Source organism: Streptomyces sp. NPDC029956, assembly GCF_055574655.1.
In genome coordinates this window covers 114,863-140,991 of the sequence record NZ_JBVHZJ010000016.1, presented here as the reverse complement: position 1 = coordinate 140,991, position 26,129 = coordinate 114,863, and the positions used below count along the sequence as shown (strand labels likewise).

The window sequence follows — 26,129 nt, the reverse complement described above, 5'->3', positions numbered from 1 at the left end:
CCGCACCTCCGAGGAGGTGCGGGGCCGACTGACCACTCAGTGAGCCGGAAGGGCTCAGACCGCGGCCGGGTCCTCCTCGACGAGGAGGTTGCGGGTGCGGTTCGAGTCCAGCGGGATGCCGGGGCCCATCGTCGTCGTGATGGTCGCCTTCTTGATGTAGCGACCCTTCGCGGCGGACGGCTTCAGACGCAGGATCTCGTCCAGGGCCGCGGCGTAGTTCTCGACCAGCTTCGTCTCGTCGAAGGAGACCTTGCCGATGATGAAGTGCAGGTTCGAGTGCTTGTCGACGCGGAACTCGATCTTGCCGCCCTTGATCTCGTTGACAGCCTTGGCGACATCGGGGGTGACGGTGCCGACCTTGGGGTTCGGCATGAGACCACGCGGGCCGAGGACGCGGCCGAGGCGGCCGACCTTGCCCATGAGGTCCGGGGTGGCCACAACGGCGTCGAACTCGTTCAGGCGGTTGCCCTTGGAGATCTCGTCGATGAGCTCGTCGGAGCCGACGATGTCGGCGCCAGCGGCGATCGCGGCCTCGGCACGGTCACCGGTCGCGAAGACCAGGACCCGGGCGGTCTTGCCGGTGCCGTGCGGGAGGTTCACGGTGCCGCGGACCATCTGGTCGGCCTTGCGCGGGTCGACGCCCAGGCGGAAGGCGACCTCGACGGTGCCGTCGAACTTCGTGCTGGAGGTGTCCTTGGCGAGACGGACGGCCTCGAGAGGAGCGTAGAGCTTCTCGCTGTCGATCTTGGCGTCCGCTGCGCGGAGGGTCTTGCTGCGCTTCACTGCTTCTCCTGTTGGTTCAGGTGTGGAGTCGTGGTGCGGGCCGGCGCTGGCCCTACCACTAGGTCACGAGGGGGCTGATCAGCCCTCGACCGTGATGCCCATGGAACGGGCGGTGCCAGCGATGATCTTGGACGCGGCGTCCAGGTCGTTGGCGTTCAGGTCGGGGAGCTTGACCGTGGCGATCTCGCGGACCTGGGCAGCCGTGAGCTTGGCGACCTTGGTCTTGTGCGGCTCGCCGGAGCCCTTGTCCACACCAGCGGCCTTGAGGATCAGCTTGGCGGCCGGCGGAGTCTTGGTGATGAAGGTGAAGGAACGGTCGTCGTAGACCGTGATCTCCACCGGCACGACCATGCCACGCTGCGACTCGGTCGCGGCGTTGTAGGCCTTGCAGAACTCCATGATGTTGACGCCGTGCTGGCCCAGCGCGGGACCGACCGGCGGGGCCGGGTTGGCCGCACCAGCGTTGATCTGGAGCTTGATAAGCCCCGTGACCTTCTTCTTCTTGGGAGGCATTGCTCTCTCCGGGTCCTAGTGAGAGTGTTCAGCCCGCCATCCGGTCATCCGGATGCAGGCATACCGCACAACGATAACGGGTATAGACGCGCGGCCAAAAACCGAGCAGGTCAGAGCGGCTGCAGGAGCCACTCTGACCTGGTCGGAAACTTGTGAGATCAGTTCTTCTGGATCTGGTCGAAGCTGAGCTCGACCGGGGTCTCGCGACCGAAGATCTCGACGAGGCCCTTGACCTTCTTCGAGTCGGGGTTGATCTCGTTGATGGTCGCCTGGAGGGTGGCGAAGGGGCCGTCGGTGACGGTGACCGAGTCGCCGACCTCGAAGTCCAGCACCTGGACCTCCAGCTTGCGGGCCGGAGCCGGCTTGCCCTCGGCCTCGGCGGCCTCGCGGGCGGCCTTCTCCTCGGCCTCCGGGGCGAGCATCTTGACGATCTCGTCCAGGGTCAGCGGGTACGGGTCGTAGGCGTTGCCCACGAAGCCGGTGACGCCGGGGGTGTTGCGGACGACGCCCCAGGACTCGTTCGTCAGGTCCATGCGGACGAGAACGTAGCCGGGAAGCTTGTTCTGCTTGACGTTCTTCCGCTCGCCGCCCTTGATCTGGACGATCTCTTCCTCGGGGACCTCGGCCTGGTAGATGAAGTCCTCGACGTTGAGCGAGACGGCACGCTGCTCGAGGTTGGCCTTCACGCGCTTCTCGTAGCCCGCGTAGGTGTGGATGACGTACCACTCGCCGGGCAGGGTGCGCAGTTCCTCGCGGAGGGCGGCGACCGGGTCGACCGGGGCGGCCGGCTCGGCCTCCTCCTCGGTCTCTTCCTCTGCGTCCTCGACCTCGTCGGCGTCGGACTCGTCGCCCTCGGCGTCGGACTCGTCGTCGTCCTCGTCGGTCTCCGCCTCGTCCTGGTCCTCGTCCTCGACCTCGAGAGCGGCTTCCTCGGCGGCGTCGCCGGCAACGTCGTCAGCAGCGTCTGCCTGGTCCTCGTCGGCGGCCTCGACGATGTCCAGCTCGTCCTCGACGGACTCGGACTCGAAGGCGTCGTTCAGGTTCGCGTCAGACACGGTGGCTGCTTCTTCCTGCGATACAGATGGGGTGGAACAAAAAGTCAGCCGAAGACGTACTTGACTGCTTCCTGGAAGCCATAGTCAATCACGGTGACAAGGCCGATCATGATGACGACGAAGACAATCACCACGGTGGTGTACGTCGAGAGCTGACTGCGCGTGGGCCAGACGACCTTGCGGAGCTCGGCGACGATCTGCCGGTAGAAGAGCGCGAGACGGCCCAGGGGGCCCTTCTTTCCGCGCTTGCCGCCCTTGCGGGACTTCTTCTTCGACTCGGAGGCCTCGTCATCGGCATCAGGCATGTCGATGGAGCCTACGGCGTCCGTCACGATCTCTCACCTGATTCCGGGTCGGCCGTGCCGCGCCCGGGTGGAGCCGCACGGCGGTGCAATGAAGTACGTACATGCGCACAACACCTGGCGGTGTGTGTAGCAGGGCCGGAGGGACTTGAACCCCCAACCGCCGGTTTTGGAGACCGGTGCTCTACCAATTGAGCTACGACCCTTTGTTGGTGTCCCTCAACGTACCGCATCGTGAGATGTGGTCGGTGCGGGCCAACGAGGAGTGAGCATACGTGGTCAGGGGCCCCCGCGTCGAACAGAAACCACGACCGACCTGCCGTCGGACGCGCGTACGACCGGGAATGACCGTTCCTGTCCGGTCCGTGAAACCTGTGTGCCGGGCCTTGAAGAGGTCTGGGACGATGGGCCGCATGAGCGCTGCTACCCCTCCCACCGAGCGTCGGGTCTCCGCCCGGATCGGTGCGATCTCCGAGTCCGCCACCCTCGCCGTCGACGCCAAGGCCAAGGCCCTCAAGGCCGCCGGGCGCCCGGTGATCGGTTTCGGCGCGGGTGAGCCCGACTTCCCGACCCCGGACTACATCGTCGACGCGGCCGTCGAGGCCTGCAAGAACCCGAAGTACCACCGCTACACGCCGGCCGGCGGTCTGCCCGAGCTGAAGGCCGCCATCGCCGCCAAGACGCTGCGCGACTCCGGCTACGAGGTCGACGCCGCCCAGGTCCTGGTGACCAACGGCGGCAAGCAGGCGATCTACGAGGCGTTCGCCGCCATCCTCGACCCGGGCGACGAGGTCATCGTCCCGGCGCCCTACTGGACGACGTACCCGGAGTCGATCCGCCTCGCGGGCGGTGTCCCGGTGGAGGTCGTCGCCGACGAGACCACCGGCTACCGGGTCTCGGTGGAGCAGCTGGAGGCGGCCCGTACGGAGCGGACCAAGGTCGTCCTCTTCGTCTCGCCGTCCAACCCGACCGGCGCGGTGTACAGCGAGGCCGACGCCGAGGCGATCGGCCGCTGGGCCCTCGAGCACGGCCTGTGGGTCCTCACCGACGAGATCTACGAGCACCTCGTCTACGGCGACGCGAAGTTCACCTCGCTGCCGGCGCTCGTTCCCGAGCTGCGCGACAAGTGCATCGTGGTCAACGGTGTGGCGAAGACGTACGCGATGACGGGCTGGCGCGTCGGGTGGATCGTGGGCCCGAAGGACGTCGTGAAGGCCGCGACGAACCTGCAGTCGCACGCCACGTCCAACGTGAGCAACGTGGCGCAGATCGCCGCCCTCGCCGCCGTCTCGGGCAACCTGGACGCCGTCGCGGAGATGCGGACCGCCTTCGACCGCCGCCGCCAGACGATCGTGCGGATGCTCAACGAGATCGAGGGCGTGTACTGCCCGACGCCGGAGGGCGCGTTCTACGCGTACCCCTCGGTGAAGGCCCTGCTCGGCAAGGAGATCCGCGGCAAGCGCCCGCAGACCTCCGTCGAGCTGGCCGCCCTGATCCTGGACGAGGCCGAGGTCGCGGTCGTCCCGGGCGAGGCCTTCGGCACGCCGGGCTACCTGCGCCTGTCGTACGCGCTGGGTGACGAGGACCTGGTGGAGGGCGTGTCCCGCCTGCAGAAGCTCCTCGCCGAGGCGACCGACTGATCGCACTCCTCGCGGGCCCCCGGTTCTTCGGAGCCGGGGGCCCGTTTTTGCGTTCTAGCAAGGTCCCGATCGGGGAAACGGGGTGCCTTCGTCCATTCGGGTGCGGCAGGATCAGCCGATGGAGCACGTTTACCGCGATCTCACCCAGCTGCCCAAGGCCCATCTGCACCTGCACTTCACCGGTTCGATGCGGCCCACCACTCTGATCGAGCTGGCCGACAAGTACGGCGTGCACCTTCCCGAGGCGCTGAGCAGTGGCACGCCACCGAAGCTGCGGGCGACCGACGAGCGCGGCTGGTTCCGCTTCCAACGGCTGTACGACATCGCCCGCTCCTGCCTGCGCGCCCCCGAGGACATCCAGCGGCTCGTCCGCGAGGCGGCCCAGGAGGACGTCCGGGACGGCTCGGGCTGGCTGGAGATCCAGGTCGACCCCACCTCGTACGCCCCGCACCTCGGCGGACTCATCCCCGCCCTGGAGATCATCCTCGACGCGGTCGACGCGGCCTCGCGGGAGACCGGGCTCGGGATGCGGGTGCTCGTCGCGGCGAACCGGATGAAGCACCCGCTGGAGGCACGGACGCTCGCACGGCTCGCGGTGCGGTTCGCGGACCGGGGCGTGGTCGGCTTCGGGCTCTCCAACGACGAGCGGCGCGGCCTGGCTCGGGACTTCGACCGGGCCTTCGCCATCGCGCGCGAGGGCGGCCTGCTCGCCGCCCCGCACGGCGGCGAACTGACGGGTCCGGCGTCCGTACGGGACTGCCTGGACGATCTGCGGGCCTCCCGGGTCGGCCACGGAGTCCGGTCGGCCGAGGACCCGCGCCTGCTGCGCAAGCTCGCGGAGCGGGGCGTGACCTGCGAGGTCTGCCCGGCGTCCAACGTGGCCCTCGGGGTGTACGAGAAGCACGAGGACGTCCCGCTGCGGACGCTCTTCGACGCCGGTGTGCCGATGGCCCTCGGCGCGGACGACCCCCTGCTCTTCGGCTCCCGCCTGGCGGCGCAGTACGAGATCGCCCGCAGGCACCACGGCTTCACGGACGCGGAACTGGCGGAACTGGCCCGGCAGTCGGTGCGGGGGTCGGCGGCCCCGGCGGACGTCCAGGCGAAGCTGCTCGCGGGGATCGACGACTGGATCGCGGGCTGACCCTGTTCAGTCGGTCTTCCGGCTGACCCCGCCCGGGTCGGTCCGCCGGCTGACCCCGCCCGGCCGGTCCTCCGGCTGACCCCGCCCGGCCGGTCCTCCGGCTGACCCCGCCCGGCCGGTTCTCCGTCTGATCCCGGTCGGCGGTGCTCCGGCCGAGCCCGCTCAGTCGGCCGTCCGGCAGATCCCTGCCGTCAGGGTGCGCGCGATGCCGCGCGCGAAGTCGTCGAGGGAGTCCGGGGGCCGGCGGTCCGGGGTCATCTCCCAGACGAAGGCGCGCTGGACGCATGCCCCGAGGAGCAGGGCCGCGGCGGCCGCCGGATCGGCGTCGGCGGCGATGCGGCCGTGCCGCTGCTCGGCCCGCAGATAGGCGGTGAGGCCTTCGACGGGCTTGTGGGGGCCCTTGCCGTAGCTGCGCATGGCGTCCTCGTGGCGCTGCTTGAGCTGCGGTTCCGCGTAGAGGGAGGCGACGACCGGGAAGGTCTGCTCGTAGAAGAGGGCGGCCTGCCGGGCGACCTCCGTGAGGTTCTGCTCGACGGTACGGCCGCCGGGGTCGGCGGCGAGCGTGTCGAGGAGCCCGCCGAGCCGGGGAAGCCGCTCGTCGAGGACAGCGAGGAAGAGTTCCTCCTTGCTGGAGAAGTACTTGTAGAGCGCGGCCTCCGAGCAGCCTGCGGCCCTGGCGATCTCCTTGGTCGTGGTGCGGGCGAGGCCCACGGTCCGCATGAGGTCGCGGGCGGCGTCCACGATCCGTACCCGGGTCGGCTTCTGTTCCATGCATCCTCCAGCCACGCTTGACGCGTGAGTGAGTATCCACCCACCCTGGGGGTGAGTGAACACTTACCCACCCCTGGAGGGTGCGACATGAAGCTCACAGTCTTCGGCGCGACCGGCGGCATCGGCCGGGAGATCGTCGGCCAGGCACTGGCCGCGGGCCACGAGGTGACGGCGGTCGTACGGGACCCGGCCCGGCTCGCGGCCACCGGCGGACGGCTGACGGTCCTGCGCGCCGACCTCTCCGATCCCGAGCCCCTGCGCGGGGCGCTCACCGGCAGAGACGCGGTGCTCTCGGGGCTCGGCGCCCGCAGCCGCGCGGACGCGGGCGTGGCCGCCCGGCTGACCCGCTCGGTGCTCACCGCCATGGAGGCGGAGAAGGTGCGCCGACTCCTGGTGGTCAGCGCGGCCCCGGTCGGCCCGGTCCCGGACCGCCAGGGCCTCGCGGACAGGGCCGTCCTCGCGATCGTCAACGCGGTCCTGAAGGACGTCTACGCCGATCTGCGGGTCATGGAGGCCGAGCTCGCGGCGAGCACCGCGGACTGGACGTCCGTACGCCCGCCCAAGCTGACGGACAAGCAGGGCACCGGCCGCTACCGGACGGTCGTCGGCGGCACCCCGGCCCGGGGCCGCTCGCTCGCCCGCGCCGACGTGGCGCACGCGATGCTGGCGATGATCGACGACCCGGCCACGGTCAGGCAGGGCGTGGGCGTCGCGTACTGACGCCGGACGGGCCGCCGACGGACCTCAGAGCGAGACGCCCACCGTGACGGGCTCGTTGACCAGGGTGATCCCGAAGGCCTCGTGGACCCCGGCGACGACCTCACGGGCCAGCGCCAGCAGGTCCTCGGTGGTCGCCTCGCCCCGGTTGGTCAGGGCGAGCGTGTGCTTGGTGGAGATCCGCGCGGGCCCGGAGCCGTACCCCTTGGTGAACCCGGCGCGGTCGATCAGCCAGGCGGCGGAGGTCTTCACGGCGCCGTCCTCGCCCGCGGGGAAGGCCGGCGGGGCGACGTCCGCGCCGAGCCGCCCGGCCACGCGCGCGAGGAAGCTCTCGTACTCCCCCGCCGTGAGGATCGGGTTGGTGAAGAAGGAGCCCGCGGACCAGGTGTCGTGGTCCTCCGGGTCCAGGACCATGCCCTTGCCGGCGCGCAGCGCGAGGACGGTCTCACGGGCCTTGGCGAGCGGCACCCGGTCGCCGGCCTCGACACCGAGGGCCCGGGCGGTCTCCGCGTACTTGATCGGGGCGGACAGCCCCTCCGCGTCCTCCAGCTCGAAGCGGACCCGCAGCACAACGTACCGCTCGGGGTGGTCCTTGAAGAGGCTGTGGCGGTACGAGAAGGCGCACTCGGCGTTGGTGAGGGTGACGGTCTCCTCGGCGCGCCGGTCGTAGGCGACGACCTCGGTCACGGTGGCGGAGACGTCCTGCCCGTACGCGCCGACGTTCTGGATCGGGGTCGCGCCGGCCGAGCCGGGGATGCCGGCCAGGCACTCGATCCCGGCGAGCCCGGCCTCGACGGTGCGGGCGACGGCGTCCGTCCAGACCTCGCCGGCGGCGAGCTCCAGCCTGGTCCCGTCGAGGGCGAAGCCCTCGGTCGCGATCCGCAGGGCGGTGCCGTCGAAGCCCTTGTCGCCGATGACGAGGTTGGACCCGCCGCCGATGATCAGCAGCGGCGTCCCCGTGGCGTCGGCCTCGCGGACGGCCGCGACCACCTCGTCGTCCGTGGTGGCGGTGACGAGCCGGGCCGCGGGACCGCCGAGCCGGAAGGTGGTCAGGGGCGCGAGGGGGGCGTCGAGAAGAGGCTGCACGGGCTCAAGGGTACGGGGCGGTCCCGGCGGGGAGACGTTTCGTCTTCCCGCCGGGACGGCGCGGGGACCGCTCACACGGTGATCAGGTCCTTCTTCCCTGCCTCCGCCTCGGCCGCGCCCTCCGCCTTCCGCCGGGCCTCCTGGCGCCGCGACGGCGCGAACAGCACCGCCACCGCGCCGAGGGCCACCGCTCCGGCCCCGACCCACAGCGCGGGCAGCAGGCCGTCGACGAAGCTCTGGCCGGACTCGTAGCCGCCCTGGGCGGCGAAGATCGAGGCCATCACGGCGACGCCGAGCGCGCCTCCGACCTCGCGCAGCGCGTTGTTGGCGCCGGAGGCGATGCCCTGCTCGGAGGGGCGGACGCTGGACATCACGAGGTTGGCCGCCGGTGCGAAGTACAGCGCCATGCCGATGCCGCTCACGACGAGGGCGGGGAGCTGGGCGGCGTACGAGGCGTCGGGGGTCAGGACGAGCGCGAACCAGGCGAGGCCGATCGCCTGGAGGGCGAGGCCCGCGGCGACCACCGGGCGGCCGCCGATCCGGTCGGAGAGGGCGCCCGCGAGCGGCGCGACGATCATCGGCATGCCGGTCCAGGGCAGCATCCGCAGTCCGGACTCGGTGGGCGAGTAGCCGAGGACGCCCTGCATGTACTGGCTGAGCAGGAAGATCGAGCCGAACATGCCGAGGAACATCAGCAGGCTGGCCGCGTTGATCCCGGCGAAGGCGCGGTTGCGGAAGAGCCGCATGGGCAGCATCGGTGCCTTGCCGCGTATGCCGTGGTGGATGAATCCGCCGATGAGCGCGGCGCCGGCGATCAGTCCGGTGAGGACGGTGAGGGAGGTCCAGCCGTCGATCGGGCCGCGGATCAGCGCGTACACGATGCCGAAGAGGCCGCCGCTGGCGAGGAGCGTGCCGACGATGTCGAGGGGGGCGCCGCTGCCGTGCGACTCGGCGAGGCGCAGCCGGGCGAGCGGCAGCAGGGCGAGGCCGAGCGGGACGTTCAGCCAGAAGATCCACTGCCAGGAGAGGTGCTCGGTGAGGACGCCGCCGATGAGGGGTCCGGAGGCGACGGCGAGTCCCTGGACGGCGCCCCAGATGCCGAAGGCCGTCCCGCGCTTGGCGGCCGGGACGGCCGCGGTGAGCAGCGTGAGCGTGAGCGGCATCATGATCGCGGCGCCGACGCCCTGGACGGCACGGGCGGCGATCAGCGCGTCGATGCCGGGGGCGAGGGCGGCCGCGGCGGAGGCGCCGGTGAAGACGGTGAGTCCGACGATGAACAGCCGGCGGCGGCCGAAGCGGTCGCCGAGCGCGGCGCCGAACATGAGCAGGACGGCGAACGTGAGGGTGTACGCGCTCACCGTCCATTCGAGGTCGTGCAGTGCTCCGCCGAGGTCCTCGCGGATCGAGGGGAGGGCGGTGGTGACGACGAGGTTGTCGAGGGCCGCCATGAAGCCGGCGGCGCTGGTGATGACGAGTGCCCAGGCGGCGGAACCGCGGCGGGCTGCTGGCTGGTTCATTACGGCCCCTCAGATCTCAGGTTAGTTATTGCTGACTAACTTTCCCGCCCATGAAGGAGCAGCCCTGCGACGGGGGCGCGCGAAGGCGGGCGGCGGTGCTACTTCTCCCGACCGCCCGGGCGGCGGACGGAGGGGTAGAACCCCTCCCAGACCCGGTGCTCGGGCGGAAAACCCATGGCGACGAGGGTGTTGATGAGCATCCCGTACGCCAGGAAGGTCGTGGTCTCGTCGGCGTCCGCACCGAGCGCGAGGTGGACGGTCTCCCAGAGCACCGTCCAGCCGGCCCGCACGGCCTCGCCGAACTCGTGGTCCCCGGCCGCCTCGGCAGCGGCGACGGTCACGTACACCTGCATCTGCATGAGGAGCCGGTCGGGGTCCTCGGTGATGATCCGGGTGTACGCACCGGCCATGGCATGGAGGGCGTCCTGGCCGGACAGCCCTTCCGAGGCCTGCTCGAAGACCCGGATCGTGTCGCTGATGCAGCGCTCGGACGCGGCCAGGAAGATGGCCTTCTTGCCCGGGAAGAGCCGGAACAGGTACGGCTGCGAGACGCCGACGCGCTTGGCGATCGCCTCGGTGGACGTGCCGTAGTACCCGCCGCGGCTGAACTCGCTCATCGCCGCCCGGATGACGCTCTCGCGCCGCTCCTCCGCACTCATCCTGACCATGTGACCAAGTTAGTACTCAATCACTAACTTGGCAACGGGAAAGAGTGGGCGGCCGCTCTCCGCGGCCGCCCACTCTTGATCAACCGGTGCTCGGCGCCTACGCGAGCCGGACCACGGCCCGGGACATGCCCAGGACCTTCTGGCCCGCGCACATCGCGGTCAGGTCGACCCGCACCTGCTGGTCCTCCAGCTTGGCGGCGACCTTGGCGCTGACCTCGATCAGCGCGCCGGCCTCGTCGTTGGGGACGACGACGGGCTTGGTGAAGCGGACGCCGTACTCGACGACGGCGGCGGGGTCGCCGGCCCAGTCGGTGACGACGCGGATCGCCTCGGCCATGGTGAACATGCCGTGGGCGATGACGTCGGGGAGGCCGACCTCCACCGCGAACTTCTCGTTCCAGTGGATGGGGTTGAAGTCCCCGGAGGCGCCGGCGTACCGGACGAGCGTGGCGCGCGTCACGGGAAAGGTCTGCGCGGGCAGCTCGGTGCCGACCTCGACCTCGTCGTAGGCGATCTTCGCGGTCATGGTCAGACCCCCTCGGGTGCGCGGGAGACGAGCTTGGTCCAGGCGGTCACGACGTGCTCGCCGGACTCGTCGTGGACCTCGCCGCGGATGTCCAGGATGTCGTTGCCCGCCATCGACTTGATCGCCTCGATGGTGGAGGTGACGGACAGCCGGTCACCGGCGCGCACGGGCCGCGTGTAGGCGAACTTCTGGTCGCCGTGGACGACCCGGCTGTAGTCCAGACCCAGCTGGGGGTCCTCGATGACCGCGCCGGCCGCCTTGAACGTGATGGCGAACACAAAGGTCGGCGGAGCGATCACATCGGGGTGCCCGAACTCCTTGGCCGCTTCCTGATCGACGTAGGCGGGATTCACATCCCCGATCGCCTCGGCGAACTCGCGGATCTTCTCCCGGCCGACCTCGTAGGCCGGAGTGGGCGGATAGGTCCGGCCCACGAAGGACTGGTCGAGCGCCATGGACTCGATACCTCCTGGATTTGTTGCCGACAAACGACACGAGGCCGCCCCCGAGTGGGGACGGCCTCGTGTACGAGCCTGGTTAGCGCGTCTCGCGGTGTGCAGTGTGCGAGTTGCAGCGGGGGCAGTGCTTCTTCATCTCAAGACGGTCCGGGTTGTTACGCCGGTTCTTCTTGGTGATGTAGTTCCGCTCCTTGCACTCCACGCAGGCCAGCGTGATCTTCGGGCGGACGTCGGTGGCAGCCACGTGAGTGCTCCTTGGACGGATGGGACGGATGAACGCATAAAAGAGTAGCCGATCGAAGGACCGACCCCACAATCGGCTACCGTGTGTAGCGGTGACCGGACTTGAACCGGTGACACAGCGATTATGAGCCGCTTGCTCTACCGACTGAGCTACACCGCTTTGATGATCCGGATCCCGCCCGAGGACGGGTCCTTCTCACCAGAGCCCCAATACGGAATCGAACCGTAGACCTTCTCCTTACCATGGAGACGCTCTACCGACTGAGCTATTGGGGCGAGCGAGGAAGACATTACACGGTCTCCGGCCCATCACCCAAATCCGTTTCGCGACGCCCCCGCGACGGTCCTCACCAGGCGTCCCGTACGCCACTCGTGGCCTCATCGGTACGACTATTGCGCTCCTCCTCGAAGGTCGGTCCGGGCACCCCTAGGCTCTGCCCCACGCTTCGTGATCTTGATCTTGAGGAGCCTTGAGGAGCCCCCGATGTCAGCCGACAGCAAGCAGCCCCAGCCGCCCGAGGACGGGGCCGCCACCACGGCCGACTCGACCTCGCTCCTGCTCTCCCACGCACGGCTCACCGACGGCCGGTCCGTGGACGTACGGCTCGTCGGCGGCCGGATCGAGGCGGTCGGCACGGCCGGCAGCCTCACCGCCACGGGCGCCCGCGTGGAACTCGCCGGCTATCTGCTGCTGCCCGCCGCCGCCGAACCCCACGCCCACGCCGACACCGCGCTCTCCGCCGACTCCCCCGGACCCGTCTCGTACGCCCCCGAGGAGGTGCAACGCCGGGCCACCGAGGCGGCGCTGCTCCAGCTCGGCCACGGCGCGACCGCGCAGCGGGCGCACGTCCGGATCGGCGACGTCCACGGGCTCGGCCCGCTCGAAGCCGTCCTCCAGGCCAGACGCTCGCTGCGCGGCCTCGTGGACCTCACCGCGGTCGCGGTGCCGAGGCTGCTCACCGGAGTGGCCGGCGCGGACGGGCTGGCGATGCTGCGGGACGCGGTGAAGATGGGCGCCGGGGTGGTGGGTGGCTGCCCGGACCTCGACCCGGACCCGACGGGGTACGTGGAGGCGGTCCTGGAGGTCGCGGCCGAGCACGGCGTACCCGTCGACCTGCACACCGACGCGGACGACCCGGCCCGCCTCGCCCGGCTCGCGGCGATGGCCGGCGGGCTGCGGCCCGGCGTGACGATCGGACCGTGCGCGGGCCTCGGTCGGCTCCCCGCCGACGTGGCACGACGGGCGGCGGACGGACTGGCGGCGGCCGGCGTGACCGTGGTCTGCCTGCCGCAGGGCGGCTGCGGGGGCACGGAGCTGCGCGGCGCGGCGCCGGTGCGGCTGCTGCGGGCCGCCGGGGTGGGGCTCGCGGCGGGCAGCGGGGCGATGCGGGACATCGCCAACCCGGTGGGGCGCGGCGATCCATTGGAGGCGGCGTACCTCCTCGCCTCGCTCGGCGGACTGCCGGCGGAGGAGGCGTACGCGGCGGTGAGCGCGGAGGCGCGCGCGGCGATTGGGCTGCCGGAGGTGCGGGTCGAGGCCGGTTTCCCGGCGGAGCTGCTCGCGGTGCGCGGCGAACGCCTGTCGGGCGTGCTGTCCCTCGCGTACAGCCGGATCGTGGTGCACCGGGGGCGGGTGGTGGCCCGGACGAGCGCGGTGCGCGAGTACTGCGACTCGGCGGCGGCGCTCGACCTGCCGCGCCAGGCACGTCCGGAGCGGCCGCCCGAGCCGGGAAGCCCTCCGGCCGGACCCGTCGTACGGTCGTGAGTATGCGCATCGTCATCGCTGGAGGACACGGACAGATCGCCCTGCGCCTGGAGAGGCTGCTCTCGGCGCACGGGCACGAGGTCGCGGGGGTCATCCGCAGACCGGAACAGGCCGGTGACCTGCGGGACGTGGGGGCCGAGCCCGTCGTCCTGGACCTGGAGTCGGCGTCGGTCGAGATGGTCGCGGCCGTGCTCCAGGGCGCCGACGCGGCCGTCTTCGCGGCCGGCGCGGGCCCGGGCAGCGGCGTGGAACGCAAGGACACCGTGGACCGCGCGGCGGCGGTCCTGTTCGCCGACGCGGCCGAACGCGCGGGCGTACGCCGGTACATCGTCGTCTCGTCGATGGGCGCGGACGCCACGCACGCGGGTGACGGGGTCTTCGACGTCTACCTGCGCGCCAAGGGCGCGGCCGACGACGACGTCCGTTCCCGTGCGGCCCTGGACTGGACGATCCTGCGCCCCGGCAGCCTCACGGACGACGCGGGCACGGGCCTGGTCCGCCTGGAGGCCCGGACGGGTCGCGGCCCGGTCCCCCGCGACGACGTGGCGGCGACGATCGCCGAACTCCTCGACACCCCGGCGACGGCCGGCCTGACCCTGGAACTGGTCTCGGGCTCGACCCCGCTCTCGGTCGCGGTGAAGGACGTGGCCGGAAACTGACGGACCCGGCACCCCGCCCGGAAACGAAGGAAGGTCCCCGGTGCAAGCACCGGGGACCTTCCGTTTCGCGTGGCGACGCCAGGATTCGAACCTGGGTAGGCTAAGCCGACGGATTTACAGTCCGCTCCCATTGGCCACTCGGGCACATCGCCATGAGATTGCCGCCATGGAGCCGCTTTTCGGCGGTGTTCCGTGGCAACGACGTAAACAATACCTGATCCCGGGGGGTGGTTCGCCACCGGATTGATCAGCGGTTCGGGCCGTGGCACACCCCCTAGGCTTTGGGCTGTACCCCAAGCATCCGAGCAAGGAGCCACGAGTCATGGCCGACTCCAGTTTCGACATCGTGTCCAAGGTCGAGCGGCAGGAGGTCGACAACGCCCTCAACCAGGCCGTGAAGGAGATCTCCCAGCGCTACGACTTCAAGGGAACCAACGCCTCGATCTCGTGGTCGGGCGAGAAGATCCTCATGCAGGCCAACGGCGAGGAGCGCGTCATGGCGATCCTCGACATCTTCCAGACCAAGCTGATCAAGCGGGGCATCTCGCTGAAGTCGCTGGACGTCGAGGGTGAGCCGCAGCTGTCCGGCAAGGAGTACAAGCTCTTCGCGTCGGTGACCGAGGGCATCTCCCAGGAGAACGCCAAGAAGGTCGCGAAGGCCATCCGCGACGAGGGCCCCAAGGGCGTCAAGGCGCAGGTCCAGGGTGACGAGCTGCGGGTCAGCTCCAAGAGCCGGGACGACCTGCAGGCCGTGCAGGCGCTGCTCAAGGGCAAGGACTTCGACTTCGCCATCCAGTTCGTGAACTACCGCTGACCTCGTAGCGGGTCGTCAGGCTCGTGTCCGAATACCGCCAGCCCGAGGCGTGGCGGGCCCCGCACACTGGACGTGGAAGACCCGTGCGGGGAGAGGAACCAGCCATGACCGTGTACGCGTACGTCGACGGCCCCCTGGGCGAGATGCTGCTTGTCGGGCAGCTCGCCGAAGGGGGCCGTGCCGTGCTGCGCTCACTGTCCCTGCCGGGGCAGAAGGGCGCCGTCGAGGTCGAGGACGGGTGGACCCTGGCGCCCGAGGCCTTCGCCGAGGCCGCCGGGCAGCTCGGTGAGTACTTCGCCGGGCGCCGCGACCGATTCGAACTGCCGCTCGACGGCGACGCCGGGACCGAGTTCCAGCGGCGCGTCTGGCGGGCCCTGGAGGAGATCCCGTACGGCACGACCGTCTCGTACGGGGAGATCGCCTGGCGGGTCGGTTCCCCGGGCGCCGGCGTACGGGCCGTGGGGACCGCGATCGGGCGCAATCCGCTGCTCGTGGTGCGGCCCTGCCACCGGGTGATCGGGGCCGACGGCAGTCTGCGCGGGTACGCCGCGGGGCTCGACCGCAAGCAGCGGCTCCTCGGCCTGGAGGGAGCCCCGGTGTGACCGAGGGGCTGTTTCCCCGTGAGCGGGCCACGGTCGCGCCCGGCGCGGTGCACGTGCCCGCGTGGCTCCCGCTCGCACGGCAGCGGGAGCTGGTGGACGTCTGCCGGGAGTGGGGGCGCGGGCCGGTGCCGTACCGGCAGACCGTGCTGCCCGGTGGCGGGGTCATGTCGGTGCGGTCGCTCTGCCTGGGCCGGCAGTGGGTGCCGTACCGCTATCTCGACTCCGTCGGGGTTCCGTTGCCCGACTGGCTCGTGGGCCTGGGCCGTGAGGCGCTCGTCGAGGCGTACGGGGACGACGGCGGATTCACTCCCGACACCGCGCTCGTCAACTTCTACGCGCCGGGGGCGCGGATGGGGATGCACCAGGACCGCGAGGAGCGTTCGGGTGCGCCGGTGGTGTCGCTGAGCCTCGGGGACCGGTGCGTCTTCCGGTTCGGCAACGAGGAGGGCCGGGGGCGGCCGTACCAGGACGTCGAGCTGGCCTCCGGCGATCTGTTCGTGTTCGGCGGGGTGTCGCGGTGGGTCCATCACGGGGTGCCGAAGGTCCGGCCGGGAACGGCCGATCCCGCACTCGGGCTTGCCGGGCGACTCAACATCACCTTGAGGGAGACGGGGCTCTAGCTAGGCTGCGGCGCATGAGTGCTGAGCTGCGCCGGTCCCTCGGTGTCTTCGACGCGGTCGTGATCGGGCTCGGCGCCATGGTCGGGGCCGGGATCTTCGTCGCGCTCGGGCCCGCCGCGGAGGCCGTCGGGTCCGGGGGCGGGCTGCTCCTCGCGCTCGGGATCGCCGCCGTCGTCGCGTACTGCAACGCCATGGCCTCGGCTCGGCTCGCGGCCCGGTACCCGCGTTCGGGTGGCACGTATGTGTACGGTCGCGAATGCCTCGGATCCTTCTGGGGGTACCTCGCCGGCTGGGCGTTCGTGGTCGGCAAGACGGCCTCCTGCGCGGCCATGGCCCTGACCGTCGGCGCCTACATCTGGCCGGCGCACGCACACGCGGTGGCGGTGGCCGCCGTGGTGGCCCTGACAGCCGTCAACTACGGGGGAGTTCAGAAGTCGACGCTCCTCACCCGGGTGATCGTGGGGTTCGTTCTCGCCGTCCTCGCCGTGGTCGTCGCGGTCGGCCTCGGGGCCGGCGGGACGCACCCGCTCCCCCTCGGCGCAGAGCTCACCACCGGCAGCGTGCTGCAGGCCGCAGGTTTGCTCTTCTTCGCATTCGCGGGGTACGCACGCATCGCCACGCTCGGCGAGGAGGTCCGCGACCCGGCCCGGACGATCCCCCGGGCCGTGCCCCTCGCCCTCGGCATCGCGCTCGCCGTCTACGCGCTCGTCGCGGTCAGCGTGCTCACCGTCCTCGGCCCCGAGGCCCTCGCCGACTCCCCCGCGCCGCTGACGGACACCGCCCGGGCGGCGGGCGCCGCGTGGCTCGTGCCGGTGGTCGCGGTGGGCGCGGCAGTCGCGGCCCTCGGCTCGCTGCTCTCGCTGATTCTCGGGGTGTCCCGTACGACCCTGGCGATGGCCCGGGACGCCTATCTGCCGACCGCCCTCGCGGCAGTCCACCCCCGCTTCCAGGTACCGCACCGGGCCGAGCTCGCGGTGGGCGCGGTGGTCGCCGTCGTCGCGGCGACGGCGGACGTGCGGGGCGCGATCGGCTTCTCGTCCTTCGGCGTGCTCGTCTACTACGGCATCGCGAACGCCGCCGCCTGGACCCTGGGACCCGCGCGCCGGCCGCTCGCCGCACTCGGACTCGCCGGGTGCGCCGCGCTCGCCTTCGCCCTGCCGCTCGGCGCCGTCCTCGCGGGCTCCGGGGTGGTCGCCGCGGGCGTGGTGGCGTGGGCGATCAGTCGAGGACGAGCCGTACCCCCGCCTTCCTGAGAGCGTCGGCCAGTTCCTCGAACGTCGCGGGACGGTGTCCGCGCCACGGCTGGACGCCCAGGCAGGCGCGGGCCACATCGGCCCGGTGCCAGACGAGCGTGATCCCCGCCCACTCCTCCCCGAAGTCCCCCGCCTCGACACCGGGGCCGTGGCCGGGGCCGTACACGGCCTCCCCGAGGGCGCAGAGGAACGAGGTCTCGTCGACGACACCGGCTCCGTCGAGCTCGTACACGGCCCCCGGGGCGAACTCCGGAGCGCCGTGCGTCCGACGGCCGGCCTGCCTCAGCCACTCGCCGCGCGCCGCACCGGTGAACCGCCGCCAGGTGCCGGGCTCGGCGAGTCGGCCGCCGAAGAACAGGTCCCAGACCTCGCGGGTCTGCGGCGGCACGAGCCCCGCGCGGGGGAAGGCCACGGTCAGGTCGAGCAGGCCGCGGTGGTCGGCGGAGGTGTCCCAGCCGGTGATACGGCCCGCCTCACCGCCGTGGTGCAGATCCCCCGTCCAGGCCAGGACCCGGTAGTGGACCGTCTCGAAATCCTCCGCCCCGGCGGCGAGCGCGTCGCGCAGGGCCCCGCGCGGAGAGCAGCCGAGGAAGGTGACCTCGGTACGGGTGGCCTCCGGCGGTGGCTCGGGCGAGATCCGTATCAGGTTGGCGCAGCGGGCCGGCTGTGAGCCGCGGGCCCGTCGGTGCGGGCTGCCCGTCGTCTCGACGGTCACGGCGTCTCCGCGCGCGCCGAGGACGCGGACCCCCTCGAGGCGCCACAGGCCGTCCGGCACCTCCACGTCCAGCGTGCCGAGCGGCGCCGTTCCCTCCACCAGCGCCTCGGTGACGGCCCTGGCCAGCTCCCCGCGCGGCTCGCAGCCGCGGAGCTCGTAGCGCACGGGCGGCGCCGGCACAGGCTCCCCGTACAGGCCGTCGACGTCCTTGCAGAGGGCTACGGCGTACGAGCCGGAGAGGAGCGCGTACCGGGGGTTCTGCACCTATCGGCCCGCGTATCCGTACGCCTGCTCCGTGGGGACGATCTCCTTGCCGAGCGGCAGCAGCGACACCGGGATCATCTTGAAGTTCGCGATGCCGAGCGGGATGCCGATGATCGTGATGCAGAGGGCGATTCCGGTGGTGATGTGGCCGAGGGCGAGCCACCAGCCGGCCAGGATCAGCCACAGGACGTTGCCCACGCAGGAGGGCGCGCCCGCGTCGCGGCGGTCCACGACCGTCTGCCCGAAGGGCCACAGCGCGTACAGCCCGATGCGGAACGCGGCGAGTCCGAAGGGGATGCCGATGATCGTGATGCAGAGCAGGACGCCGGCGAGCATGTAGCCCAGGAACATCCAGAATCCGCAGAGAATCAGCCAGATGATGTTGAGGATCGTCTTCACGGGCGTCGACCTGCCATCTGTTCGAGCCGGGCGATCCGCTCGGCCATCGGCGGGTGGGTGGAGAACATCTTGGACATGCCCTTAACGGGCCCGAACGGGTTCGCGATCATCATGTGGCTCGCGGTCTCGATCCGGGGCTCGGCGGGCAGTGGCAGCTGCTTGGTGCCCGCGTCCAGCTTCCGCAGGGCGCTGGCCAGCGCGAGCGGATCGCCGGTGAGCTGCGCTCCGGAGGAGTCGGCCTCGTACTCGCGGGAGCGGGAGATGGCGAGCTGGATGATCGAGGCGGCGATCGGGCCGAGGATGAGGATCAGCAGGTAGCCGAGGAGGCCCGGGCCGTCGTCGTCGTTGGAGCGGCCGACCGGGATCAGCCACGCGAAGTTGACCAGGAACATGATCACGGAGGCGAGCGCTCCGGCGACCGAGGAGATGAGGATGTCCCGGTTGTAGACATGGCTCAGCTCGTGGCCGATGACCCCGCGCAGCTCGCGCTCGTCGAGGATCGCGAGGATTCCCTCGGTGCAGCACACCGCGGCGTTGCGCGGGTTGCGTCCGGTCGCGAAGGCGTTGGGCGCCTGGGTCGGTGAGATGTAGAGCCGCGGCATGGGCTGACGCGCCTGCGTGGAGAGCTCCCGCACCATCTTGTAGAGCGCGGGGGCCTCGAACTCGCTGACGGGACGGGCCCGCATGGCCCGCAGCGCAAGCTTGTCGCTGTTCCAGTACGCGTACGCGTTGGTGCCGAGCGCCACGAAGAGCGCGACGATCAGCCCCGTACGGCCGAAGAAGCTGCCGATGACGATGATGAGGGCGGAGAGCCCTCCGAGAAGTACGGCGGTCTTCAGCCCGTTGTGCCGGCGGTGCACGGTACGCCCTCCAAGTGGTGCGGCAGGGGAACCCTTTGCTTCGTGGTCATCCGCCCCCGGACGTCGTCCGGGAGGGACTCCCAGGTCCAGTGGACCCTTCCGTACTGGTCAACGCCAGGCGGGAGGTTCGGGTTCCCCCGGCCGCACCGGGGGCGCCGGTGGCGGGGTGTGGGCCGTTCGGGTGATCAGCGGGCGGCCGGGATCTTCTCCTCGAAGAGGAGGGTGGGCTCGACCTCGCTGGTGCAGTGGGCGCAGCGGGAGGCGATGGCCGGGATCTCCGTGAAGCAGCGGGGGCAGTCGCGCTTCTCGGACTTCGGGTCGGCGGCCTCCTCCCTGGCGAACCTCGCCTGGACCTTCGCCAGCGGGGCGACGATCAGGAAGTAGAGGACCGCGGCGGTGATGACGAAGGCGATGGCGGCGGAGATGGCGAGGCCGTAGGGGAAGACGGTCTTGCCGACGTGGAACTGAGCGTCGTTGAAGTTGCCGACGGAGCCGGTCGCGAGACCGATGAGCGGGGTGATGAAGGCCTTGCTGAAGCCGGTGACGACGGCCGTGAACGCCGTTCCGACGGCCAGACCGATGGCCATCGAGATGACGTTCCCGCGAAGTATGAAGTCCTTGAATCCGTTCAGCACGGTGGTACTCGCTCCCTGGCTTTCGTTTGTGGGGGGGTCAGAACAGGCTGTTCGCCGCGAAGCGGAGCGCGATCTGCGGGTAGCCCGACAGGACGACTCCGGCGGCGGCGGTCAGCACGATCGCCAGGGTGATCGGCGCGGGGACCGTGTGGGGGACGGAGGTCCCGGCAGGCGCCTTTCGTACCGCGCCCTCCGGCGTACGGAACAGCAGTGCCGTCCAGCGGAGGTAGTAGTACAGCCCGATCACGACGTTGACGCCCATGATCACGGCCAGCCAGCCAAGGCCCGCGTCGACGGCCGACGAGAAGACGGTCACCTTGGCGAAGAGGCCGATGATACCCGGGGGCAAACCGGCCAGATTCAGGAGGAAGAAGGCGAGCGCGAGAGCGGCGGCGGGGCTCTCCGCGTACAGGCCCCGGTAGTCCGCGATCCGGTTCTCCGGGTGCCGGCGGGCGACGAGCGCGACGACCGCGAACGCGCCGAGGTTCACCACGGCGTACATCAGGGCGTAGGCGACGGTGGCGCCGATCTGGTCGTCACTGGAGTACGCGGCGGCCGCGATCGGCACGAGCAGGTAGCCGGCCTGGGCGACGGAGGACCAGGCGAGCAGCCGGACCGCGCTCCACGCGCGCGTGGACAGCTGCCGGAGGGCGGCGACGTTGCCGACGGTCATGGTCAGGGCGGCGAGGGCGGCGAGCGCCGGACCCCACACATCGGCGTACGAGGGGAAGGCGACGACCGTCACCAGGATGAGCCCGGTGAAACCGACGGCCTTGCCGACCACCGACAGATAGGCGGCGACGGGCAGCGGGGCGCCGACGTAGGTGTCCGGCACCCAGAAGTGGAAGGGCACGGCGGCCGTCTTGAAGGCGAAGCCGACGAGGGTGAGGGCGACGCCTGCCTCGGCGAGCGTCTGCAGCTGGCCGGGGACGTCGTCGAGGGCCTGGGCGAGCTCCGTGAGGTGGAGGGTGCCGGTCGCGGCGTACACGAAGCTGACGCCGAGCAGGGTGACGGCGGTCGCGGTCACGGAGGACAGGAAGAACTTGAGCGCGGCCTCGCCGGACATCCGGTCGCCGCGCTTGAGGCCGACGAGCGCGAAGGCGGGCAGCGAGGCCACCTCGAGGGCGACGACCAGGGTCGCGAGGTCCCGGGAGGCGGGCAGCAGGGCGGCCCCGGCCGCCGAGGAGAGCAGCAGGAACCAGTACTCGCCGGCGGGGAGCTTCTCGCGGGTCTCGGTGAGGGAGAGCAGCGCCGTCAGGAGCGCGCCGCCGAGCACGAGCAGCTGGATGACCAGCGTGAACCGGTCGGCGGTGTAGCTGCACGCGCCGACCCCGGTGTCCGCGGTGAGGCAGAAGGTGGAGCGGTCGCCGGCCCGCAGCGGGACGAGGAGGGCGAGGGCGGCGACCAGGCCGGCGATCGCGGTCCAGCCGAGGAGCCGCTTGCGCTCCTCGGGGACGAACAGGTCGGCGACGAGCACGACGAGGGCGACCACGGCCGTGAGGGTGGGGGGCGCGATCGTGAGCCAGTCGACGGACTGGACGAGCGACTCGCCGGCGAAGGCCGTCACAGGGGTCATCGGGTGCCTCCGGCGAGGAGCTTCTGGACGGCCGGGTCGGTGAGGCCGAGGAGGACCGCGGGCCAGAGGCCGGCGAGGACGGTGAGGGCGACGAGCGGGGTCCAGGCGGCGAACTCGTACCCCTGGACGTCGGCGATCGGTGTCTCCCCGGCGGGGCGGGGGCCGCCCATGCAGACGCGGCGGACGACGAGCAGGAGGTACGCGGCGGTGAGGAGGGTGCCGAAGGCGCCGATCGCCATGAAGGTGAGGAAGGCGGGGCGGCTGAGGCCCTCGGCGGGCTCGAAGGCGCCGAACAGGGCCAGCATCTCGCCCCAGAAGCCGGCAAGTCCCGGCAGACCGAGGGAGGCGACGGCGGCGAAGGCGAGGAGCGCGCCGAGGCGCGGGGCGCGGCCGTAGAGGGCGGCGCCGGTGGCTCCGGCGAGGGCGTCGAGGTCGGCGGTGCCGTACCGGTCCTTGACCGCGCCGACCAGGAAGAAGAGCAGGCCGGTGACGAGGCCGTGGGCGACGTTGGCGAAGAGGGCGCCGTTGACCCCGGTGGGGGTCATGGTGGCGATGCCGAGGAGTACGAAGCCCATGTGGCCGACGGAGGAGTAGGCGATGAGGCGCTTGAGGTCGCCCTTGTTGCCGGGCCGCACGAGGGCCAGGCAGGCGAGCGATCCGTAGATGATCCCGGCGACGGCGAAGGCGGCGAGGTAGGGGGCGAGGATCCGCATGCCGTCGGGGGCGATCGGCAGGACGATCCGGACGAAGCCGTACGTGCCCATCTTGAGCAGCACGCCGGCGAGGAGGACCGAGCCGACCGTCGGAGCGGCGGTGTGGGCGTCCGGGAGCCAGCTGTGCAGCGGCCACATCGGGGTCTTCACCGCGAGCCCGAGACCGATAGCGAGAACGGCGATGACCTGCACGGATGTGGTCAGCCCGCGGCCGTTGTCAGTGGCCAGTGACACCATGTCGAACGTGCCCGCCTTCACACCGATGAGGAGCAGGCCGAGCAGCATGACGACGGAGCCGAGCAGCGTGTAGAGGATGAACTTCCAGGCCGCGGCCTGCTTGCCCTCGCCGCCCCAGCGGGCGATGAGGAAGTACATCGGGATGAGGACCATCTCGAAGGCCAGGAAGAACAGGACCAGGTCGAGGACGGCGAAGGTGGCGAGCGTGCCGGACTCCAGGACGAGGAGCAGCGCGACGAAGCCCTTGGGGGAAGGGCCGCTCGGCATCTTGAAGTAGGAGTACAGCGCGCAGAGGAAGCTCAGGAGCGCGGTCAGGACCAGCAGGGGGAGGGAAATGCCGTCGACACCGAGGTGGATCCGCACGTCGAGCGCCTGGATCCAGCTGATGTCCGTCGTGGCCTGCATCCTCGACGGCTGGTCGTGGTCGAAGCCGAGCGCGAGGACGATCGCGGCCAGCAGGATCACACCGGTGACGGTGACGCCGTGGCGGAGCACGGCCTGGTCCGGGGACTTCCCCTTCAGCCCCGGCGGGGCGGGGAGAAGCGCGGCGGCGGCGCCGAGGAGCGGTCCGGCGACGATCGCCACCAGAAGGAACTGCATCACGGATTCGCTGATATCGATCACGGCTCACGCTCCGGCGACGGCGTTGGCGAGGGCGACGGCGACGATCGCCAGGACGACGGAGCCGGCGAGCAGGGCGCTGAGGTAGGTCTGCACGTTGCCGGTCTGGGCGCGGCGGACGAGCCAGCCGAGACCCTTGGCGGAGGTGCCCGCGGCGCGGACATAGGTGTCGACGACCTCGCGGTCCAGGAAGCGGACCAGGGAGGCGGCGGCGAGGACGGGGCGGACGAACGCCGTCCGGTAGGCGGCGTCCAGATGGAAGCCGTCGGCGGCGGGGCCGTGCAGCGGGCCGAGGAGGGCGCGGCCGGGGTCGGCCGGGTCCTCGGCGGGGTGCGGCAGGTGCAGCGCCTCGGCCTCGACGAGACCGGCGTCGGCGTCCGGGTGGGCGACGTGGGGAGCGGGCGCCTGGCCTGCGGCCGCCGCGACCGGGGTCCTGGCGGCGAGGGTGCGCCAGATCGCGTACGTGATCACAGCTCCGGCGGCGGCGAGCCCGGTGCCGAGGACGGCCGTGGTGACGGTCGGGGTGAGGGCGTTCCCGTCGAACCAGTCGTCGAGGTACGTGACCGTCAGACCGAAGCCCAGGGAGGGGATCGCGAGCACCCACAGCACGGAGGTCATGGCGATCGGCTGGCGCCCGTGGTCGGGGGCCTCGGCGCCCCGGCCGCGGAAGGTCCGCAGCCAGAGGCGGAGCGCGTACGCGGCGGTGAGGAAGGCGGTCAGCAGACCGGCGACGAGGACGGTCCAGCCGGCTCCGGCGGGGGCGACGGTCCGGTCCCCGAGCGCGGTGTGCTCGGCGGCGACCAGGACGGCCTCCTTGGAGAAGAAGCCGGCGAAGGGCGGGATCGCGGCGAGCGCGAGCAGGGCGACGGTCATCGTCCAGTACGCGTCCGGGATGCGCTTCGCGAGGCCGCTCATGCGGGACATGGCGGTCAGTGAGTTCGTACCGGCGGCGTGGATGACGGTGCCGGCGGCGAGGAAGAGCAGGGCCTTGAAGGCGCCGTGCGAGAGGAGGTGGAAGACAGCGGAGCCGCGGTCGCCGACGGCGAGGGCGCCGGCCATGTAGCCGAGCTGACCGATCGTCGAGTAGGCGAGGACCCGCTTGATGTCGTCCTGGGCGAGCGCGGCGAGCGCCGAGCCGACCATGGTGATCGCGGCCATCACGGCGAGCACCGTCATCGCGGCGGCGGACGCGGCGAAGACGGGGAGCAGCCGGGCCGTGAAGTAGATGCCGGCGGCGACCATCGTCGCCGCGTGGATGAGCGCGGAGACGGGGGTGGGACCGGCCATGGCGTCCGGGAGCCAGGTGTGCAGCGGGAACTGGGCCGACTTGCCGGCCACACCGGCGAGCAGCAGCAGGGCGATCAGCGTGGGGTGGTCGAGTTCGCCGCGCGCGACGGCGCCGAGGACGCCCGTGATCCGGAACGTGCCCGCGTCGGTGGCGAGCGCGAAGAGACCGATGAGGAAGGGGACGTCACCGAGCTTGGTGACGAGGAAGGCCTTCAGGGAGGCGGCCCGCGCCTCGGGGGTCTCCCAGTAGTGGCCGACGAGGAAGTACGAGCAGATGCCCATGATCTCCCAGCCGACCAGGAGCACCATCAGGTCGCCGGAGTAGACGACGAGCAGCATCGCGGAGGTGAAGAGGGAGACGAGCGCGGCGTACGAGGGGTAGCGCGGGTCCTCGCGGAGGTAGCCGGTCGAGTAGATCTGCACACAGGTGGCGACGACGCCGACGAGTACGGCGACGAGGGCGGCGAAGCCGTCGATGTACAGGGCCAGGTCGATGGGGACCGAGCCGGTGGGGGTGAGCTGGGTCGCGGCGTCGATCGTCTTCCCGCCGCCCTGCCGTACGGCGACGGTCACGGCCAGGACCGCGGCGGCGAGGGTGGGCAGTACCGCGAGCGGGCGGACGTAGCCGGGGGCGGTGCGGCCGAGCAGGAGTCCGGCGACGGAGCCGAGGAAGGGGAGGAGGGGGACAAGGACGGCGAGGGTCGTGGTGGTCACGCGGTGGCCTCGGCCTTCTCGCCGGTGGGCGTGTCGTCGGTGGGCGTGCCGTCCTCGGCCGCGGTGTCCCAGGGCTGCGGCGGTTCCGCCGTGTCACGGAGCCGGTCGATGTCCGAGGTGCCCTTGTTGCGGTGGACCATCAGGACGATCGCGAGACCGATGCCGATCTCCGCGGCGGCGATGGCGATGGTGAAGAGGGTGAGGGCCTGACCGGCGTGCAGGGTGTCGCGGAGCCAGACGTCGAAGGCGACCAGGTTCAGGTTGACGGCGTTGAGCATCAGCTCGACGGACATCAGGACCAGGATCGCGTTGCGGCGGGCGAGGACGCCGTACACGCCGATGGCGAAGAGGAGGGCGGCGAGGACGGCCGGGTAGGCGAGGTGCATCAGCGCTGCTCCTCCTTCTTCCTGCGGGAGAGCACGATGGCGCCGACCAGGGCGGCAAGGAGAAGCACGGACAGCGCCTCGAACGGCAGCACCCAGTGCCGGAAGAGGATCTCGCCGGTCGCCGCGGTGGAGCCCTGCACGGCTCCGTCGAGGTCGATCCAGGTCGTACGGAACGCGTCGACGACCACCCAGACGAGCGCGCCCGCGGCGGCGAGCGCGACGGCCGCGGCGACCGGTCTGTTGCGGGAGTCTGCGTCCGGTGAATGGCCGATGGGGGCCTTGGTGAGCATGAGCCCGAAGAGAAGGAGGACGACGACGGAGCCGACGTAGATGAGGACCTGGACCCAGGCGATGAACTCGGCCGTCAGGAGCAGGTACTCGACGGCGAGACCACCGAGCGCCACGACCAGCCAGAGCGCGGCGTGGACGAGCTGGCGGGTGGTGACGGTGACGAGGGCGGCGCCGAGGGTGACGAGGCCGACGAGGAGGAAGGCGATCTCGACGCCGGTGGGCGAGAGGAAGCCCTGGGTCTGCTGGTTCAGCACGGGCTGCTGGGCAGCCTGCTGGGCGACGTGCTGGGCGTGCTGGG

General features: G+C 71.2%; 29 protein-coding genes and 4 tRNA genes. 9 read left to right on the top strand and 24 right to left on the bottom strand.

Translation table 11 applies throughout. The features are described 5' to 3' along the window. Nucleotides 1-54: 54 nt before the first annotated feature. From rplA to ACZ4XX_RS15865, 5 genes are all read right to left on the bottom strand, one after another. Nucleotides 55-783, bottom strand: a complete 729-nt coding sequence (gene rplA / locus ACZ4XX_RS15885; RefSeq protein ID WP_187623329.1) for a 50S ribosomal protein L1 — start codon at nucleotides 781-783, stop codon at nucleotides 55-57. Between the two features lie 78 nt (nucleotides 784-861). Then, nucleotides 862-1,296: a 50S ribosomal protein L11 gene (gene rplK / locus ACZ4XX_RS15880; protein ID WP_315891551.1), complete on the bottom strand. Its 435-nt coding sequence runs from the start codon at nucleotides 1,294-1,296 to the stop codon at nucleotides 862-864. Between the two features lie 158 nt (nucleotides 1,297-1,454). Continuing rightward, on the bottom strand, nucleotides 1,455-2,351 hold the full coding sequence (nusG, locus tag ACZ4XX_RS15875; protein ID WP_468508505.1) for a transcription termination/antitermination protein NusG: 897 nt from the start codon (nucleotides 2,349-2,351) through the stop codon (nucleotides 1,455-1,457). 44 nt (nucleotides 2,352-2,395) lie between these two features. Further along, the gene (gene secE / locus ACZ4XX_RS15870; RefSeq protein WP_030318724.1) at nucleotides 2,396-2,683 is read right to left on the bottom strand and encodes a preprotein translocase subunit SecE; all 288 of its coding nucleotides are present in this window, start codon (nucleotides 2,681-2,683) and stop codon (nucleotides 2,396-2,398) included. Nucleotides 2,684-2,786: 103 nt separating this feature from the next. Further along, a tRNA-Trp gene (locus ACZ4XX_RS15865) sits at nucleotides 2,787-2,859 on the bottom strand. 207 nt (nucleotides 2,860-3,066) lie between these two features. Between ACZ4XX_RS15865 and ACZ4XX_RS15860 the strand changes: the two genes are divergently transcribed. Next, the gene (locus ACZ4XX_RS15860; RefSeq protein ID WP_468508504.1) at nucleotides 3,067-4,293 is read left to right on the top strand and encodes a pyridoxal phosphate-dependent aminotransferase; all 1,227 of its coding nucleotides are present in this window, start codon (nucleotides 3,067-3,069) and stop codon (nucleotides 4,291-4,293) included. 118 nt (nucleotides 4,294-4,411) lie between these two features. Next, nucleotides 4,412-5,434 (top strand): adenosine deaminase, encoded by a 1,023-nt coding sequence (locus ACZ4XX_RS15855; protein WP_468508503.1) that lies wholly within the window; start codon nucleotides 4,412-4,414, stop codon nucleotides 5,432-5,434. Nucleotides 5,435-5,596: 162 nt separating this feature from the next. On the opposite strand, the gene ACZ4XX_RS15850 is transcribed toward ACZ4XX_RS15855, so the two are convergent. After that, nucleotides 5,597-6,205, bottom strand: coding sequence for a TetR/AcrR family transcriptional regulator (locus ACZ4XX_RS15850; protein WP_468508502.1), 609 nt, complete (start codon nucleotides 6,203-6,205; stop codon nucleotides 5,597-5,599). Between the two features lie 87 nt (nucleotides 6,206-6,292). Here ACZ4XX_RS15850 and ACZ4XX_RS15845 point away from each other — a divergent pair, with 87 nt between their 5' ends. Beyond that, nucleotides 6,293-6,925 carry an NAD(P)-dependent oxidoreductase gene (locus ACZ4XX_RS15845; protein WP_468508501.1) on the top strand — a complete coding sequence of 211 codons (633 nt, stop codon included), beginning with the start codon at nucleotides 6,293-6,295 and terminating at the stop codon, nucleotides 6,923-6,925. Between the two features lie 24 nt (nucleotides 6,926-6,949). Here the strand turns inward: ACZ4XX_RS15845 and ACZ4XX_RS15840 are convergent, their stop codons facing one another. The 8 genes from ACZ4XX_RS15840 to ACZ4XX_RS15805 form a co-directional block, all read right to left on the bottom strand. Beyond that, nucleotides 6,950-8,008 carry a UDP-N-acetylmuramate dehydrogenase gene (locus tag ACZ4XX_RS15840; RefSeq protein ID WP_468508500.1) on the bottom strand — a complete coding sequence of 353 codons (1,059 nt, stop codon included), beginning with the start codon at nucleotides 8,006-8,008 and terminating at the stop codon, nucleotides 6,950-6,952. 71 nt (nucleotides 8,009-8,079) lie between these two features. Further along, complete coding sequence (locus ACZ4XX_RS15835; protein WP_468508499.1) at nucleotides 8,080-9,525, bottom strand: MFS transporter; 1,446 nt, start codon at nucleotides 9,523-9,525, stop codon at nucleotides 8,080-8,082. Nucleotides 9,526-9,623: 98 nt separating this feature from the next. Further along, on the bottom strand, nucleotides 9,624-10,193 hold the full coding sequence (locus ACZ4XX_RS15830) for a TetR/AcrR family transcriptional regulator (RefSeq protein ID WP_468508498.1): 570 nt from the start codon (nucleotides 10,191-10,193) through the stop codon (nucleotides 9,624-9,626). Nucleotides 10,194-10,290: 97 nt separating this feature from the next. After that, a complete protein-coding gene (locus tag ACZ4XX_RS15825) occupies nucleotides 10,291-10,719 on the bottom strand; it encodes a MaoC family dehydratase (protein WP_468508497.1) in 429 nt (142 codons plus the stop codon). Between the two features lie 2 nt (nucleotides 10,720-10,721). Then, entirely contained in the window at nucleotides 10,722-11,174 is a 453-nt protein-coding gene (locus tag ACZ4XX_RS15820; RefSeq protein WP_468508496.1) for an FAS1-like dehydratase domain-containing protein, read from the bottom strand. 82 nt (nucleotides 11,175-11,256) lie between these two features. After that, nucleotides 11,257-11,421 (bottom strand): 50S ribosomal protein L33, encoded by a 165-nt coding sequence (rpmG, locus tag ACZ4XX_RS15815; protein WP_003956487.1) that lies wholly within the window; start codon nucleotides 11,419-11,421, stop codon nucleotides 11,257-11,259. A gap of 86 nt (nucleotides 11,422-11,507) precedes the next feature. Next, nucleotides 11,508-11,580: transfer RNA gene (locus ACZ4XX_RS15810), tRNA-Met, on the bottom strand. Between the two features lie 43 nt (nucleotides 11,581-11,623). Next, nucleotides 11,624-11,696 (bottom strand) — tRNA-Thr (locus tag ACZ4XX_RS15805). A gap of 208 nt (nucleotides 11,697-11,904) precedes the next feature. Between ACZ4XX_RS15805 and ACZ4XX_RS15800 the strand changes: the two genes are divergently transcribed. Continuing rightward, entirely contained in the window at nucleotides 11,905-13,185 is a 1,281-nt protein-coding gene (locus ACZ4XX_RS15800) for an amidohydrolase family protein (protein WP_468508495.1), read from the top strand. 2 nt (nucleotides 13,186-13,187) lie between these two features. After that, nucleotides 13,188-13,844 carry an NAD(P)H-binding protein gene (locus ACZ4XX_RS15795; protein ID WP_468508494.1) on the top strand — a complete coding sequence of 219 codons (657 nt, stop codon included), beginning with the start codon at nucleotides 13,188-13,190 and terminating at the stop codon, nucleotides 13,842-13,844. A 70-nt stretch (nucleotides 13,845-13,914) separates the two neighbouring features. Here ACZ4XX_RS15795 and ACZ4XX_RS15790 read toward each other — a convergent pair. Beyond that, nucleotides 13,915-13,996: transfer RNA gene (locus ACZ4XX_RS15790), tRNA-Tyr, on the bottom strand. Between the two features lie 170 nt (nucleotides 13,997-14,166). Here ACZ4XX_RS15790 and ACZ4XX_RS15785 point away from each other — a divergent pair. The 4 genes from ACZ4XX_RS15785 (at nucleotide 14,167) to ACZ4XX_RS15770 (ending at nucleotide 17,133) form a co-directional block, all read left to right on the top strand. Beyond that, nucleotides 14,167-14,658 (top strand): YajQ family cyclic di-GMP-binding protein, encoded by a 492-nt coding sequence (locus tag ACZ4XX_RS15785; RefSeq protein WP_015035522.1) that lies wholly within the window; start codon nucleotides 14,167-14,169, stop codon nucleotides 14,656-14,658. A gap of 104 nt (nucleotides 14,659-14,762) precedes the next feature. Further along, nucleotides 14,763-15,260 (top strand): methylated-DNA--[protein]-cysteine S-methyltransferase, encoded by a 498-nt coding sequence (locus ACZ4XX_RS15780; protein ID WP_468508493.1) that lies wholly within the window; start codon nucleotides 14,763-14,765, stop codon nucleotides 15,258-15,260. After that, nucleotides 15,257-15,880: an alpha-ketoglutarate-dependent dioxygenase AlkB family protein gene (locus ACZ4XX_RS15775; RefSeq protein ID WP_468508492.1), complete on the top strand. Its 624-nt coding sequence runs from the start codon at nucleotides 15,257-15,259 to the stop codon at nucleotides 15,878-15,880. Before ACZ4XX_RS15780 ends, ACZ4XX_RS15775 begins: the two co-directional genes overlap by 4 nt. Nucleotides 15,881-15,894: 14 nt before the next feature. After that, on the top strand, nucleotides 15,895-17,133 hold the full coding sequence (locus ACZ4XX_RS15770) for an APC family permease (protein ID WP_468508491.1): 1,239 nt from the start codon (nucleotides 15,895-15,897) through the stop codon (nucleotides 17,131-17,133). Here the strand turns inward: ACZ4XX_RS15770 and ACZ4XX_RS15765 are convergent. From ACZ4XX_RS15765 to ACZ4XX_RS15725, 9 genes are all read right to left on the bottom strand, one after another. Continuing rightward, nucleotides 17,099-18,112 (bottom strand): barstar family protein, encoded by a 1,014-nt coding sequence (locus tag ACZ4XX_RS15765; protein WP_468508490.1) that lies wholly within the window; start codon nucleotides 18,110-18,112, stop codon nucleotides 17,099-17,101. The genes ACZ4XX_RS15770 and ACZ4XX_RS15765 overlap by 35 nt on opposite strands. Further along, nucleotides 18,113-18,511, bottom strand: a complete 399-nt coding sequence (locus ACZ4XX_RS15760; protein WP_468508489.1) for a YccF domain-containing protein — start codon at nucleotides 18,509-18,511, stop codon at nucleotides 18,113-18,115. Further along, complete coding sequence (gene htpX, locus ACZ4XX_RS15755) at nucleotides 18,508-19,371, bottom strand: zinc metalloprotease HtpX (RefSeq protein WP_468508488.1); 864 nt, start codon at nucleotides 19,369-19,371, stop codon at nucleotides 18,508-18,510. The genes ACZ4XX_RS15760 and htpX overlap by 4 nt, the downstream gene beginning before the upstream one ends. Nucleotides 19,372-19,556: 185 nt before the next feature. Further along, nucleotides 19,557-20,006 (bottom strand): large conductance mechanosensitive channel protein MscL, encoded by a 450-nt coding sequence (gene mscL, locus ACZ4XX_RS15750; RefSeq protein ID WP_468508487.1) that lies wholly within the window; start codon nucleotides 20,004-20,006, stop codon nucleotides 19,557-19,559. A gap of 37 nt (nucleotides 20,007-20,043) precedes the next feature. Next, entirely contained in the window at nucleotides 20,044-21,582 is a 1,539-nt protein-coding gene (locus tag ACZ4XX_RS15745; RefSeq protein ID WP_468508486.1) for an NADH-quinone oxidoreductase subunit N, read from the bottom strand. Beyond that, nucleotides 21,579-23,132, bottom strand: coding sequence for a complex I subunit 4 family protein (locus tag ACZ4XX_RS15740; RefSeq protein ID WP_468508531.1), 1,554 nt, complete (start codon nucleotides 23,130-23,132; stop codon nucleotides 21,579-21,581). The genes ACZ4XX_RS15745 and ACZ4XX_RS15740 overlap by 4 nt, the downstream gene beginning before the upstream one ends. A 27-nt stretch (nucleotides 23,133-23,159) precedes the next feature. After that, complete coding sequence (locus ACZ4XX_RS15735; protein WP_468508485.1) at nucleotides 23,160-25,154, bottom strand: NADH-quinone oxidoreductase subunit 5 family protein; 1,995 nt, start codon at nucleotides 25,152-25,154, stop codon at nucleotides 23,160-23,162. After that, on the bottom strand, nucleotides 25,151-25,540 hold the full coding sequence (nuoK, locus tag ACZ4XX_RS15730) for an NADH-quinone oxidoreductase subunit NuoK (protein ID WP_468508484.1): 390 nt from the start codon (nucleotides 25,538-25,540) through the stop codon (nucleotides 25,151-25,153). The genes ACZ4XX_RS15735 and nuoK overlap by 4 nt, the downstream gene beginning before the upstream one ends. After that, nucleotides 25,540-26,085 (bottom strand): NADH-quinone oxidoreductase subunit J family protein, encoded by a 546-nt coding sequence (locus ACZ4XX_RS15725; protein WP_468508530.1) that lies wholly within the window; start codon nucleotides 26,083-26,085, stop codon nucleotides 25,540-25,542. Before ACZ4XX_RS15725 ends, nuoK begins: the two co-directional genes overlap by 1 nt. Between the last annotated feature and the right edge of the window lie 44 nt (nucleotides 26,086-26,129).

Bases quoted from the DNA above. Each gene is read 5' to 3' on its own strand.
- rplK (WP_315891551.1), bottom strand. From the start codon at position 1,296: ATGCCTCCCAAGAAGAAGAAGGTCACGGGGCTTATCAAGCTCCAGATC.
- ACZ4XX_RS15860 (WP_468508504.1), top strand. From the start codon at position 3,067: ATGAGCGCTGCTACCCCTCCCACCGAGCGTCGGGTCTCCGCCCGGATC.
- ACZ4XX_RS15855 (WP_468508503.1), top strand. From the start codon at position 4,412: ATGGAGCACGTTTACCGCGATCTCACCCAGCTGCCCAAGGCCCATCTG.
- ACZ4XX_RS15850 (WP_468508502.1), bottom strand. From the start codon at position 6,205: ATGGAACAGAAGCCGACCCGGGTACGGATCGTGGACGCCGCCCGCGAC.
- ACZ4XX_RS15845 (WP_468508501.1), top strand. From the start codon at position 6,293: ATGAAGCTCACAGTCTTCGGCGCGACCGGCGGCATCGGCCGGGAGATC.
- ACZ4XX_RS15835 (WP_468508499.1), bottom strand. From the start codon at position 9,525: ATGAACCAGCCAGCAGCCCGCCGCGGTTCCGCCGCCTGGGCACTCGTC.
- ACZ4XX_RS15830 (WP_468508498.1), bottom strand. From the start codon at position 10,193: ATGGTCAGGATGAGTGCGGAGGAGCGGCGCGAGAGCGTCATCCGGGCG.
- ACZ4XX_RS15825 (WP_468508497.1), bottom strand. From the start codon at position 10,719: ATGACCGCGAAGATCGCCTACGACGAGGTCGAGGTCGGCACCGAGCTG.
- ACZ4XX_RS15820 (WP_468508496.1), bottom strand. From the start codon at position 11,174: ATGGCGCTCGACCAGTCCTTCGTGGGCCGGACCTATCCGCCCACTCCG.
- ACZ4XX_RS15800 (WP_468508495.1), top strand. From the start codon at position 11,905: ATGTCAGCCGACAGCAAGCAGCCCCAGCCGCCCGAGGACGGGGCCGCC.
- ACZ4XX_RS15795 (WP_468508494.1), top strand. From the start codon at position 13,188: ATGCGCATCGTCATCGCTGGAGGACACGGACAGATCGCCCTGCGCCTG.
- ACZ4XX_RS15785 (WP_015035522.1), top strand. From the start codon at position 14,167: ATGGCCGACTCCAGTTTCGACATCGTGTCCAAGGTCGAGCGGCAGGAG.
- ACZ4XX_RS15780 (WP_468508493.1), top strand. From the start codon at position 14,763: ATGACCGTGTACGCGTACGTCGACGGCCCCCTGGGCGAGATGCTGCTT.
- ACZ4XX_RS15770 (WP_468508491.1), top strand. From the start codon at position 15,895: ATGAGTGCTGAGCTGCGCCGGTCCCTCGGTGTCTTCGACGCGGTCGTG.
- ACZ4XX_RS15745 (WP_468508486.1), bottom strand. From the start codon at position 21,582: ATGACCCCTGTGACGGCCTTCGCCGGCGAGTCGCTCGTCCAGTCCGTC.
- ACZ4XX_RS15740 (WP_468508531.1), bottom strand. From the start codon at position 23,132: ATGCAGTTCCTTCTGGTGGCGATCGTCGCCGGACCGCTCCTCGGCGCC.
- nuoK (WP_468508484.1), bottom strand. From the start codon at position 25,540: ATGCACCTCGCCTACCCGGCCGTCCTCGCCGCCCTCCTCTTCGCCATC.